General features: G+C 42.4%; 9 protein-coding genes. 5 read left to right on the top strand and 4 right to left on the bottom strand.

Features of this window, described 5'->3' with window-relative positions; genetic code table 11:
* The first annotated feature begins 46 nt into the window (after nt 1-46).
* From NK987_RS15145 to NK987_RS15125, 5 genes are all read left to right on the top strand, one after another.
* Nucleotides 47-3,193 carry a VPS10 domain-containing protein gene (locus NK987_RS15145; RefSeq protein ID WP_259264527.1) on the top strand — a complete coding sequence of 1,049 codons (3,147 nt, stop codon included), beginning with the start codon at nt 47-49 and terminating at the stop codon, nt 3,191-3,193.
* A 117-nt stretch (nt 3,194-3,310) separates the two neighbouring features.
* Nucleotides 3,311-3,895, top strand: coding sequence for a YceI family protein (locus NK987_RS15140; RefSeq protein ID WP_259264526.1), 585 nt, complete (start codon nt 3,311-3,313; stop codon nt 3,893-3,895).
* A gap of 139 nt (nt 3,896-4,034) precedes the next feature.
* Nucleotides 4,035-5,759 carry a single-stranded-DNA-specific exonuclease RecJ gene (gene recJ / locus NK987_RS15135; RefSeq protein ID WP_259264525.1) on the top strand — a complete coding sequence of 575 codons (1,725 nt, stop codon included), beginning with the start codon at nt 4,035-4,037 and terminating at the stop codon, nt 5,757-5,759.
* 2 nt (nt 5,760-5,761) lie between these two features.
* The gene (gene lptB, locus NK987_RS15130) at nt 5,762-6,499 is read left to right on the top strand and encodes an LPS export ABC transporter ATP-binding protein (protein WP_258422489.1); all 738 of its coding nucleotides are present in this window, start codon (nt 5,762-5,764) and stop codon (nt 6,497-6,499) included.
* Entirely contained in the window at nt 6,499-8,016 is a 1,518-nt protein-coding gene (locus NK987_RS15125) for a GH3 auxin-responsive promoter family protein (RefSeq protein WP_259264524.1), read from the top strand. Before lptB ends, NK987_RS15125 begins: the two co-directional genes overlap by 1 nt.
* 6 nt (nt 8,017-8,022) lie before the next feature.
* On the opposite strand, the gene mtgA is transcribed toward NK987_RS15125, so the two are convergent.
* The 4 genes from mtgA to NK987_RS15105 form a co-directional block, all read right to left on the bottom strand.
* On the bottom strand, nt 8,023-8,718 hold the full coding sequence (gene mtgA / locus NK987_RS15120) for a monofunctional biosynthetic peptidoglycan transglycosylase (protein WP_259264523.1): 696 nt from the start codon (nt 8,716-8,718) through the stop codon (nt 8,023-8,025).
* A gap of 5 nt (nt 8,719-8,723) precedes the next feature.
* Nucleotides 8,724-9,542: a class I SAM-dependent methyltransferase gene (locus tag NK987_RS15115; protein ID WP_259264522.1), complete on the bottom strand. Its 819-nt coding sequence runs from the start codon at nt 9,540-9,542 to the stop codon at nt 8,724-8,726.
* 63 nt (nt 9,543-9,605) lie between these two features.
* The gene (locus tag NK987_RS15110; RefSeq protein WP_259264521.1) at nt 9,606-11,540 is read right to left on the bottom strand and encodes a DUF3857 domain-containing protein; all 1,935 of its coding nucleotides are present in this window, start codon (nt 11,538-11,540) and stop codon (nt 9,606-9,608) included.
* Nucleotide 11,541: 1 nt separating this feature from the next.
* The gene (locus tag NK987_RS15105) at nt 11,542-13,380 is read right to left on the bottom strand and encodes a transglutaminase-like domain-containing protein (RefSeq protein ID WP_259264520.1); all 1,839 of its coding nucleotides are present in this window, start codon (nt 13,378-13,380) and stop codon (nt 11,542-11,544) included.
* Nucleotides 13,381-13,549 lie beyond the last annotated feature (169 nt).

Raw genomic sequence — 13,549 nt, 5'->3', positions numbered from 1 at the left:
TCTAAATTTTTTTCACCAAATTCAAAAAAACCAATCAACCTTTAGCATGAAAAAACTGATTTTATTCGGCATGATACTTTTCATGTCTTTTCCTACTTTTTCCCAAAGAGGAAAATCTAACCCTGCATCTGTTCCTCAGTTTGATGCTGAATTGTACCAAGGACTCAAATGGAGAAATATCGGACCATTCAGAGGAGGCAGGTCCAATGCCGTCTCCGGAGTGCCAAATAATGATCAGGTGTTTTTTGTAGGCTACACAGGTGGTGGTCTTTGGAAAACAGACAATGCCGGTATTTCATGGCACAATGTGTCAGACGGTTTTTTCAAAACAGGTTCTGTGGGCGAAATCGCAGTAAGTGAATCAGACCCCAATGTGATCTATGTTGGAATGGGTGAACATGCCATCCGTGGAGTGATGACTTCTTTTGGCGATGGAGTATATAAATCTACCGATGGGGGTAAAACCTGGAAAAACATGGGCCTGGAAAAGACCAGGCACATTTCAGACATCAGCATCCATCCCGATAATCCTGATATTGTATTTGTAGCGGCGCAGGGTGCAGCACATGGCCCAAGTGAGGAAAGGGGAATTTATAAAAGTACAGATGGAGGTACTTCTTGGACCAAAGTACTGTATGTCGACCAAAACACCGGAGCCTCTTCCCTAAGTATGGATTTCAATAACCCAAGGATTTTGTATACCGCAATGTGGGAATACCGAAGGCTTCCTTGGCAGGTACAAAGTGGCGGGGCCGGTTGTGGGATCTGGAAATCTGTAGATGGTGGAGATACATGGGCAAAAATCAACAATGGTCTTCCTGCAGAAATGGGGAAAATCGGGGTAAGTGTCTCAAGAGCCAATTCAGAAAGGGTTTTCGCCATTGTGGAAGCTGAGAAATCAGTTGCCGGTGTCTATCGTTCGGATAATGGCGGCGAAACTTGGGCACATATGACAAACAATCAATTGCTGACCTCAAGGTCTTGGTATTATATGGAAGTGGAGGCTGACCCGGTCAATGCCGATGTGGTTTATGTACTGAATTCACCCTTGACCAAATCAATCGATGGTGGCAAAAATTTCACTGTTGTGGCGGTCAGGCATATCGATACGCATGACCTTTGGATCAATCCAAACAACCCATCCAATATGATTTTGGGTGATGATGGTGGCGCGGAGATTACTTATGATGCTGGCAAAAGTTGGTCTACCCAGGACAATCAGCCTTCTGCACAGTTTTATAGGGTCAATGTGGATGCAGGTTTCCCTTATAAACTTTATGCAGGACAGCAGGACAACACGTCTTTGGTCATCGCCAGCAGAAACAACTACATCGGACTGACAGATAAGGATTGGTTTATCGGCCCGGGTTGTGAATCTGCTTTCATTGCTTTTGACCCAAATAACCCTGTTTTGCTATATGGAGGTTGTTACCAGGGATTGATTGACGTGATGGATACCCAACACGGACATACCAAAGACATCAGACAATATCCCTCCAATATTTTGGCCTATGATGCCAAGGATATGCGGTTCCGTTTCAATTGGAATGCGCCGGTCATTGCTTCTCCACATGATTACAATACCATTTACCATGGAGGAAATGTTCTTTTCAAAACCACTGACGGAGGCATGTCATGGGAAGAAATCAGCCCTGACCTCACCCGAAATGAGGAATCAAAACAAGGACCTGGTGGAGCACCGATTACCAATGAAGGTGCGGGTGGAGAAAATTACAATACCTTAAGCTATGTCATAGAATCTATCCATGAAAAAGGAGTGATTTATACAGGGAGTGATTGTGGTCTGGTCCATATCACCAAGGACGGCGGAAAAACCTGGGAAAATATCACCCCTTCCGGTTTGCCCGAAAGTCTGATCCAATCCATTGAAGTTTCCCCACATGATAAAGGAACCGCGTACATAGCCGCTACACGGTACAAGTTCAATGATTTTTCGAATATGTCTTTCAAGACTATTGACTATGGAAAAACCTGGACAAAAATAGATACGGGAGTTGACAAAGATGATTTTATTAAGGTGATCAGAGAGGATAAAAAAGTAAAGGACCTTCTGTATGGAGGAGCTGAAAGGGGTTTTTATATTTCTTTCAATGGCGGCTCAAATTGGCAAAAACTCCAATTGAACCTTCCTTTGGTTCCAATCACCGATATGACTTTTGCTGATAATGATTTGGTCATCTCCACAGCAGGAAGGGCTTTTTGGATTTTGGATGACCTCAGTGCCCTTCAGCAGTCTAAAGGGAATTTCTTAGGACTGAAAATTTATTCCCCAAAGCCGACATACAAGTACGAAGGATACATTCCTTCTTGGATGGACCTTCCTCCGGGAATCGGACAAAACCCTGCAACAGGCGTGATTTTGGATTATTATTTGCCGGAAAAAGTAGATTCCTTGGAAGTGACACTTGAAATCCTTGACGCTTCGGGCTTAGTCATCCGGTCTTATTCTTCGATGAAGGATGAAAGTTTCAAACCTTTTTCCGGCGGTCCTTCTCCCGAACAGGTCATCCCTGCCAAAAAAGGATTGAACAGGTTTGCATGGAATTTTAGAGGAGAAACGCTACTGGATATTCCCAATGCTTTTGTCTATGGGGATTACAGCGGACACCGTGTAGCTCCGGGAAAATACAAGGCGAGGCTTAGCTATAATGGAGCTGTTTCCGAAACCGAAATCGAAGTAGTACAGGATCCAAATCTCAAAAATATCAGCTCTCAAAACTGGAAGGAACAACAGGCATTGCTTGAAATGGCCGCTTTATCCATCACAGATATCCACCAATCAGTGAATGACATGAGGAAAGTTAAAAGTCAGATAGAGCACCATAATTCATTGTTGGAAGATAAAGAAGATGCAAAAGCACTCTATCAGGCCGGTAAGGATTTGATCCAAAAGTTGGTGGATTGGGAAGCCAAGCTCGTCGAAACCCGTCAGGCTAATTTCCAGGATGTCATCAATTTTCCGAGTCAGTTAAATGCCCAATACTTTGACCTCAGGGCAACAGTAGATGTGCATGATCCAAGGCTTACAGCAGGTTCAAAACAGCGTTTGGTGGATTTGGATAAGGAATGGGAAAGATATAAATCGGATTTGAAAAACTTGATAGAAAATGACATCAAGCAGTACAATGAAAAATTCAAGGCACAGAATCTTCCTGCCGTAATCATCAATTAAAATTATGTAGATTAAATTAATCCAAATGAATTAAACTTTTTTCTTTCATATGAGTCTAAAAGAGAGGTTTTCAAAACCTCTCTTTTAATTTACTCCAAACCAAAACAATTACACATTATGAAAATCATTGCCTCATTCATTATCCTATTAGCTTCAGTAATCACTTTTGTTGATAGCCCTGTTCCGGCTACAGTAAGTATTTCAGAAAGTACCCTCACTTGGAAAGCGAAGAAAGTAACCGGAGAACATTACGGTAAAGTGCCTTTGACTGATGCCAAGCTTGATTATGCAAACGGAAAAATCACCGGTGGTTCCTTTGAAATGGACATGACATCCCTGACTGTGGAGGACATCACCGATGCAGGTTCCAACAAAAGATTGACAGACCACTTAAAATCAGATGACTTTTTTTCAGTTGTAAAGTTTAATAAATCGACTTTTGTGATCAAGCAGGCCAAAACTTCAAACGGCAAAGACTATGAGATTACCGGCGACCTTACTATCAAAGGCATCACTGCTCCTGTTACTTTCCCTGCAAAAGTTGAAGTGGCTGGCAATAAAATCACCGCAACTGGTACCATCACTTTTGACAGGACAAAATATGATATCAAATACAGATCAGGAAGTTATTTTGAAGATTTGGCTGACAAGCTGATCTATGATGACGTTACTTTGGACGTCAAATTGGTAGCCATGAATTAATGATAAATTTTATTTACGAAGCCCAATTCCGATTTAGGAATTGGGCTTTTTGCTTTTTAAAGACTGCCAAGTGTTAATTTTACTAAATAATTGGATGGGGCGAAGGTAATAAAGGCAAACACTTTAGTAATTTAGCCAAATGGAGTATAAATGGATAATCAGAGAAAAAGCAGATCCTAAAGCCGTGGAATCTCTGGGGAAAGAAATCAACCTCAACCAGACTTTGGCAAATATGCTTGTCAACAGAGGCGTGGATACTTTCCAAAAAGCCAAAGATTTTTTCAGACCTGATCCGGACAAATTGCATGATCCATACCTGATGAAGGACATGGACAAAGCGGTGGAAAGGTTGGCAATGGCCATCGAAAGAGAGGAAAAAATATTGGTTTATGGGGATTATGATGTAGACGGGACGACTTCCGTGGCCATGTTTTATGGATTTTTGAAGCAGTTTTATACCCATGTCAGCTTTTATATTCCTGACAGATACAAGGAAGGATATGGTATTTCTGAAAAAGGCGTGCGGTTTGCAGCGGAGAACAATTTCAGTTTGGTGGTTTCTCTTGATTGTGGGATCAAAGCGATTGAGAAGGTAGCATTGGCCAAAGAGCTTGGAGTTGATTTTATCATTTGCGACCACCATACGCCCGGAGATATTTTGCCACTTGCGGTAGCGATTTTGGACCCGAAAAGAAATGACTGCGAATATCCTTACAAAGAATTAAGCGGTTGTGGTGTCGGCTTTAAATTGGTTCAGGCATTTTCTGCATATAGAAACGATGACCCGGCAAAGGTTATGGCCTATCTGGATTTACTCGCCGTAAGCATCGCCGCAGATATTGTCCCGATTACAGGAGAAAACAGAATTCTGACTTATTATGGCATTGAGAAAATCAACAACAACCCAAGACCCGGATTGAAGGCGTTGATCCTCCGAAGTAAAATTGAAAAGGAAATAGAGATTTCGGATATTGTATTTAAAATCGGACCGAGAATCAATGCCTCCGGAAGGTTGGAACATGCCAAAGCATCTGTCGAACTTTTGATCTCGGATGATTTGGAAGATGCGCTCGCAAGGGCTGAAATCGTGGATACAGTAAATGCTGCACGTAAAAACTTTGATGAAAACATTACCAAGGAGGCGCTGACGATGATCCATGGAATGGAGGAAATCAGGCACAGAAAAACCACAGTATTGTTCAAAGAAGATTGGCACAAAGGTGTAATCGGAATTGTTGCGTCAAGGTGTATAGAAAAGTATTACCGCCCTACCATCATCCTCACCGAGTCCAACAGCAAGGCAACAGGAAGTGCCCGTTCGGTTTTTGACTTTGATATCTACGAAGCCATCAGCGAATGCAGTGATCTCTTGGAGCAGTTTGGAGGCCATAAGTACGCTGCAGGATTGACACTTTCGGTAGCCAATGTACCGGCTTTTCAGGAGCGCTTTGAGGAAGTAGTCAGTGCCCGCATCAATGAAATTCACATGAAACCTGTCTTGGAAGTTGATGATGAGATCCTCTTAGACCAGATCAATTACAGGTTTTTCAATATTTTGAAACAGATGGCACCATTTGGACCGGGCAATCCTGAACCGATTTTTTGCGTCAATCAGGTGTATGCAGAAGATGTGAGGATTCTCAAGGACAAACACCTCAGATTCAATGTAGTTCAGGACGGACAGGAGACAAGACCTGTATGTATTGCTTTCGGAATGGCTGACAAAAATATATATCCCGATGAGATCATGTATAAGATGCTGAACCGAAAAATGCGTTTTGATTTAGCATTTGAGATCCGGGAAAATACATTTAGAAATAACAGTAGCTTGCAACTGTACGTGAAAGACATAAAATTTGATTGATGATGAAGCTGAGGGCAGACAACCTAGTGAAAATATATAAAGGCCGAAGGGTGGTCAACCACATTTCAGTGGAGGTACAACAGGGAGAAATCGTGGGATTGCTTGGGCCAAACGGTGCAGGAAAAACAACGTCTTTTTACATGATCGTTGGTTTGATCCAACCCAATGAAGGGGAAATTTTTTTGGAAGACCAAAATATCACCAAGCTGCCGATGTACAAAAGAGCCAAATTGGGTATTGGTTACCTTGCTCAGGAAGCATCTGTTTTCAGAAAATTATCTGTGGAAGAAAACATCATGGCCGTATTGGAGATGACCAACAAATCCAAGGTGGAGCGTAAGGAAAAAGTGGAATCACTCTTGGAGGAATTCAGCCTGACCCATGTCAGAAAAAATCTCGGTATGGTGCTTTCTGGAGGAGAAAGAAGAAGAACGGAGATTGCAAGGGCTCTTGCAGTGGATCCAAAGTTTGTGTTGTTGGATGAGCCGTTTGCGGGCGTGGATCCTATAGCTGTGGAGGAAATCCAAGGCATCGTAGCCAAGCTGAAGACCAAAAATATCGGTATTCTGATCACAGACCACAATGTCAACGAGACGCTTTCCATCACAGACAGGGCTTACCTGATGTTTGAAGGAAAATTGCTCAAGGCCGGAACTGCCGAAGAATTGGCAGCTGATGAGCAGGTCAGAAGGGTGTATTTAGGACAGCAATTTGTACTCAAACGCAAAGTTTTTAACTGATGGAAGTCGTCAATACTTTTATGACCTGGATTTTTAAGAACAGGATAGGTCAAATAGAAAATTTTAAAACCAACCCCATTGAAGTACAGGAAAAGCTCCTTTTTGAATTGATCGAAAAGGCAGAGGACACCGAATTTGGGAAAAAGTACTTGTTTTCAAAAATCCGTACTTACAGGGATTTTGCAAATCAGGTTCCGGTCCACAGTTACGAGCAGATGACTCCCTACATCGAAAAGACGATGAAAGGAAAGCAAAACGTCCTTTGGCCTTCGGAAATCATCTGGTTTTCAAAATCCTCCGGGACTACCTCGAGCAGAAGCAAATACATACCTGTTTCTGAAGAATCTCTGGAAGATTGCCATTTCAAAGGAGGAAAAGACATGCTGTCCCTGTATGTGGGCAATTATCCTGACAGTAAATTATTTACAGGCAAAAGCCTGAGTATAGGAGGAAGCCTTTCCAAAAATCCATTCAATGGCGAAAGTGAAAGTCAGGTCGGAGACATTTCGGCCGTTATCATGCACAACCTTCCGCTGTGGGTACAGTTTGCACGGACGCCAAGTCTTGATGTCGCTTTGATGGGTGAATGGGAATCCAAAATCGAGCGAATGGCACAGGAGGTAATGGATGAAAACGTAGTCAGCATCGCCGGGGTACCAACTTGGACCATTGTCTTGATTCAGCGAATCCTCGAACTCAAAAATGCAAGAAACATCCTAGAAGTATGGCCAAATCTTGAAGTGTTTTTTCATGGGGCGGTGGCTTTTGGTCCTTACCGCAAACTATTCCGGGAATTGATCCCGTCACCCAAAATGCGGTATCTGGAGATCTACAATGCCTCAGAGGGCTTTTTTGGAATTCAGGACCAAAAGGAGTCCGAAGAACTTTTGTTGATGTTGGATTATGGGATTTTTTATGAGTTTATCCCTATGGAAGATATCACCAATGAATCCCCAAAAGCAATTCCTCTATCTGAGGTTGAGGTTGGTAAAAATTATGCGATGCTGATCACTACCAATGCGGGTTTGTGGCGGTATGCCATCGGTGATACGGTTAAGCTTACCAATACCTCGCCCTATCGAATCAAAATCTCCGGCAGGACCAAGCACTTTATCAATGCATTTGGTGAAGAAGTGATCGTCGAAAATGCCGATAAGGCCATTCAAGCAGCGGCAGAAGCAACCAATGCTACCATTACCAATTACACCGCAGCACCAATTTATTTTGGAGATTCCAAAAGCAAAGCGGCCCATGAATGGATCATAGAATTCAGGCAGTTACCCTCAGATGAGAAAAAATTTCTTGAAACCTTGGATGCCACCCTACGGGAAGTCAATTCTGATTATGATGCCAAGCGGTACAAGGACTTGGCCTTGATTGCGCCAAAAATCCATTTTGTCCCTGAGGGCGTTTTCGAAAAATGGCTCAAATCCAAAGGAAAATTGGGAGGCCAAAACAAAGTCCCAAGGCTTTCTAATAGCCGTGAATATATCGAAGAGGTGTTGAAGTTGATGTGATTTATTTCAACTCCCAAACCCTATCGGGGCAAGGTTATTCATCTGTCGCAAGATCCAGGATTGCCTGCCACGGATATAGCCGGTTGGTTTTGCCGGTGACCACCGGATGGGATTGGGCAATACAGCTGCAATCATGGCCGCCTGCTGACGGGTGAGTTTGGAAGCCGGACGGTTATAGAAAGTCTGTGAGGCCGCTTCGATGCCATAAATCCCCGGACCCATTTCGATCACATTGAGATATACTTCCATAATCCGCTCTTTGGACCAAATCAATTCTATCAAAAATGTAAAATAAGCTTCCAGTCCTTTTCTGACGAGGTTTCTTGATGGCCAAAGGAAGACGTTTTTGGCCGTTTGCTGACTGATGGTACTGGCACCTTTGATCCGCTTTCCTTTTTTGTTTTTCTCCCAGGCTTCTTCCATTGCCTTCCAGTCAAAGCCGTTGTGTTCCAAGAATTTTTGGTCTTCGGCCGCATAGACTGCCTGAGGCATGTGCTTGGAAATATTATCTATAGAAACCCAATCTTTGTATAACCGGACATCTTTCTTTTCGTCCCAAGCCTGTTCCCAAAGTCGGATCACCATCAATGGTGTCACCGGAACAGGGATAAACCTATAAATAAGGGTTAGACCAATGGATATGATGAAAAACCAAAGGGCAATTTTAAAAATGAATCGGAAGATTTTCTTGATGAATTTCATGTGGTTTATACAAAAGCGGTGGCTTGGATAAATCTATAATAAAAAACTGAATTTGGCATCTCCCTTAATTGGTCCATCGCCCCGATCATGTCTTTGATCTGCATCTCGTTGACCAATCCTTCGGAGAGCAATGCCGGAGCGCCACTGTTCATCAGGTTTTTCCAGTAATTGAAAACCGTGCTCTTTTCTTCGGGATGACGGCTGTCAAGATGAAAACCCCCACTCCTGAGGTTGATGTCACGGTAACCGGATTCGGACAATAAATCACCAAGCCTAGCCCCGACCTGCGGATCGCCGCCAATGTGGACTTGGTACTCATTGTATATTTTCCAATAATCCATAATGGCGGGGATGACGGGAAAAGTATAGAAAGTGCTGTTGAAAACTTCTGTGATGGAGACTTTTGCTCCGGGCCTCAGAAATGGTTTCATGCTGATGAGCACTTCGATTGGATCGGGAATGTGCTCCAAAACCCAACAGATAAAAGCCCCATCGTATTGTCGGTTTAGCTTTAGGTTTTTGGCATCCTGATGGATGAACCTTACCTGATGTTCCCCAAAACCTGCCTTGGCCATGTTTTCCTTGGCTTTTGCTATCTGACGGGATTCATATTCTACTCCGGTGATAGAAAGGTGCGGAAATCTCCGGAGTAAGATTTCTGTCTGCGCCCCCACGCCGCTGCCGATTTCGAGCAGTTCTTTTACCTCCGAAAAATCAATGAAATCATAAATGGGCCTCTCGATCACCAAAGCCTGTTCCCTGAGCCTTTCCTGCTCTTCTTCCTGATAGCCGTGGATATATTTAGGAGTAGATGCGCTGCTCATTGAGGTTGGATTGTTTCGCAAAGTAAGGAGAATAATTGCGCATTTTAAAACACCATGAGGCCGTCAGGGATTTGCTGTTTTTTTGAGGACCACAGGTTCTTTGAGTTTGGTGGTGACTAATTCCATGAAATACTTGAGTTCGGAATATACTGTTGGTGAAACTAGCGGATATTTAAGATTTAAAGAGGTGGTAATTTTAATCTGACCTTCCCATTGGGAAACTTGATAGGTAAAAATCGCAGTGCCTCCAGGAATGGTAATATTCGCGTCTTCAGGATAATCATCGACTTCATAGCCTTTTGGAACCTCAATTATCGAAGTATAATTGTCTGAAAAAGTATAAAGGAAGTCTACTGGAAAAGTCCTGAATTCAGATTGGAATGGGTTTTCCGACCAACGGGTATATGAAAAAGGCGAAATAAAGGCGGTCTCGGCATCAAAATCAGTGAATGCATTTTTGAATTTTGCCTCAAGCTGTTTTCGGGGATCTGTCTTTTCTGTAACTCCGAACTCCAACAGGTTTTCAGGAGAAGGCCCAAGGATGTACTTTTTCAAGGTATCTACCTCATCGACAGTGCTTCCGTTCATTTTGGTCAAAGCATCATAATCCGAAAATCTGACGGTAGATTCTGAGACCAATTGGTTGTTTTCATCCAGTTTGGTATTGACCATCTGAACGATTCCTGATCTGTGGGGAAGTGATATGGGAATCAGACCGCTGTCCTTCTCTTTCATGATATACCCATATGCCACATGTTGGTTCAACGGCAGGTATCCAAAAGGTCTTTCCGGATTAGTCGCATCCAAAAAGTATTCCTTGTCATCCACTTTGGTGTAGACAATCAATTGGTTAAACTGGTCAATGAACGGAGTATCCACCAATTGGGAACTTCCGTTTCCTTTGCTGCTTATCAGCATCGGATAGGCCATCAATCCGTTTGACTTTAGGAAGGCAAGCAAAGTCAGGTTTATGTCTGCCCTTTGTCCTTTTCGGGATTCGAGCATTGCTCTCAGATTTTTGGAAGGAAATGGGCCAAACTCTCCGTTATAGCTGTATTTTTCTTTGACGTGGTTATATATGTCCTTGGCCTTTTGTGTTTCTGTATCTCCCTTTGGGACAAAGGTTAAAATCTGGCTTTTTTCTCCTGCGTTTGGTTTGAGGTAGTGAACAAAAAGCTCAAACTCACTGATGCTTTCCGTCAATTCCTGCCAAGAAGTATAAGTCTGCTTGAATCCCGATGTACCGCCATAGGTCTGTAAGTTTGAAAAAGCGTAGCCGGCAAGCTGAAATCCGATTTTCTCCAGGTAATCCTGGTAATTTGCCATCATTGGCTCGGATTTGATAGCACTCAGGTTGGTCACAGTCCAACGGTAAGTTCCATCATAGCTCGTCCGGTAATCGCATTTTTGTGTTTTCTCACCCTGCGCCAAAAACCTGTAGTTCAAAAAAGAGGGAACCTCAATGGTATAGCTTGATTTCAAAGTTGGCATGGGATTATGGAATACCCAGTTGTCCAGGAAAGTGATCCCTTTGTCCGTCTTCAGGTAGGAATATTCAATGATCGAGCCCACTTTGACATCCTTAAAAGTAAACCTGACTTCTTTGTAATTGTCGTCCAGATCCACTTCAAAAAAATCATCTTTACTCAGTTTTGTAACTTTTTCGATGCCGTTTTCGAAACTCACTGTTTGGGCATTTAGCTTGCTGATGTTTTGGATACCATCACCTGCATAAAATGAAATCCTGACATTGGCGGCATCCAAGCCACTTTCCTTTAAGATTTTTATTCTTCGGTGTATGGAGGAATGTTGGATAGCGCCCAAAAATTGATTGAAGGAATTTTCTTCCAAAACCACCGATCCTGCATCTGGTTCAAAATCAACTTTGGTCAGTTCCAATTCTGTTTGGGAGTATTTACCATATTTCATGTCCTGGGCTTCGGCTTTGGAACATATTGAAAAAGTCAGGAAAAAAAGGAAGGGTATCAATTTTCTCATGTTATTCAGATTTTTTGAGAATGATGTTTTTTTGAATTTGGGTATTGATCTGTGCAATGATTTTGGCCTTATCATCTTTACTGATTTCTTTGGGAATGTTGATTTCCAGTCTGTTGCTGATGGTGATGATTCCATCTTCACTTATTTTGCTGTCTACAAAGTAGGAAAAGTGTTCTTCCTTGATTTCAATGTTGGAAACTCCGGATTCGATTTCTGTTTTTCGGTCTGACTTGATGGTAATTTCTTCCTGAAAATTCAGGAGTCCATTGTCCGACATGTCGGCTTCGATTTTTTTCAGATGGGTCGGAAAAATAATCCGCTTTGTAGTCTGCTGCCCAAATCTTTGGATGTTGCCGTCAAAAGTCACAGTGGCTATCGGGACCTCCCTCTGATTGCCAGTTTGGATTTGGTAATCTTTGATAATAATGCCGCTTCCGCCGATATTTCTGTTGAGGTAGTTTTTCCGTTGATTGTCATCCAAAAATTTATTCAAAGCAAAAAAATCCATTGCTGGAAATCCCTGAAATGAACTGCTTCCTTTAAAAGTCCCGTCCCCATTTTCCAGGAGTTGTATATCATAAGAGTTTTTTAGGGTGTTGAATTTGAATTCCCTATAATCAGGAGTTCTTTCTAGAAATCCCCCATTTTCCGTGACAACCAATGCATCTCTGTCTTTGGTAAAATTTCCCGAAAAACCGGCCGGAAGGTAATTGTTGGTACATTCAAGCCAAAGGACTTCGTCTTTCAAGGGAACCCTCAAAAAGGCGTGGTTGAAATTTTTGATCGGAAAATCGGGATCCAAAGGCCTGATCACATCACCGGCAAAGACCAATGAATATTGCGATTCGATGCCGACGGTTTTGAGCATGCCTTTCATCAAAGTGGTCAGCGCTTTGCATTCCCCATACTTGGTATTGATCACATCTGAGGCATACCTCGGTTCCCAACCGCCTATTCCGAGGAATATGGCCACATATCTGTAGTTTTTTTGCAGGTATTGGTAAAGGATCGAAATTTTTTCATAGTCATCTTCAGCGTTTTGGACCATCTCAAAGATTTCCTTTTTGAAATCTTCGGGTATTTCGTCTTTTTGATCAATCAATTGGCTATAGAATTTTCCCAGACCATCCCAACTTTCCATAGTGGAAGTGACACCTTCCAAAGAGAATTTATTGGGTGCCAATTGTACATTTGGCCAATCGGTTTCTTTTGAAGCATCCAATACGGGCAGGTTTTCGGTTTGCCATTTGAGGATGGTTATATTGCCGTTATTCACTTGGGTAGGAATCGAATCCAGCGCCTCCACCCTGTATCTCATGCCGAGTTCATTTGGGTAAGAAATTTCTACACTTGCTTTATTGACTTTTTGGTTGGGATATTCGATCGGGTACCATACTCCCATAAACATATTGGAAGTACTAAGGGCCTCCTCCACTATCTCGACTTTGACCGGAAGTGGAACGCCATCCAACCGAAATACTTTTTTCTTGTCTTCTTGGTAAAGGGCAACATCGTCTATCACCGAAACCTCTTCCATATCCTTTAGCTTCACTTTTTTCAGCACTTTGTTGTTAGCAAGACTGGTGACGGTGGCCTCAAAACTGATGGCTTTATTGAGCTTATCGACATATAGAACCCTATTGGCATGCGAAAGACCTTTTGAATCCCAAATCTGAATGGTCAAAATCGATTTTTGATAGACGGTGTAATCCGGATTAAGGGTAATGAAGTCTTCTTTTTCCAAAACAGAATAATGAGGAACTACTTCCTGGGAAAAACAAATCCCAGAAATAAAAATAAGTGCGGAAACAGCGATAGCACGAAGACTTAGGATACTCATAAAATGGGATTCAAGCTTTACAAATTTATAGGGATAGTTGAATTAAGAAAGGGTTGAGAAGAATTTAATTTTATGGGATGGGATGCCCGTTTGAAATTGGCTGTTTTTTCTAAATTGACTGTTTTCTATTATCGGTTTCCTTCCCATTGGGAATTTTTTTTACCTTTAA

Origin of the sequence: Aquiflexum gelatinilyticum, from assembly GCF_024813435.1 — a bacterium.
In the GTDB taxonomy this organism is placed as follows: Bacteria; Bacteroidota; Bacteroidia; order Cytophagales; family Cyclobacteriaceae; genus Cognataquiflexum; species Cognataquiflexum gelatinilyticum.
This window is presented reverse-complemented; position numbering and strand designations above follow the sequence as displayed.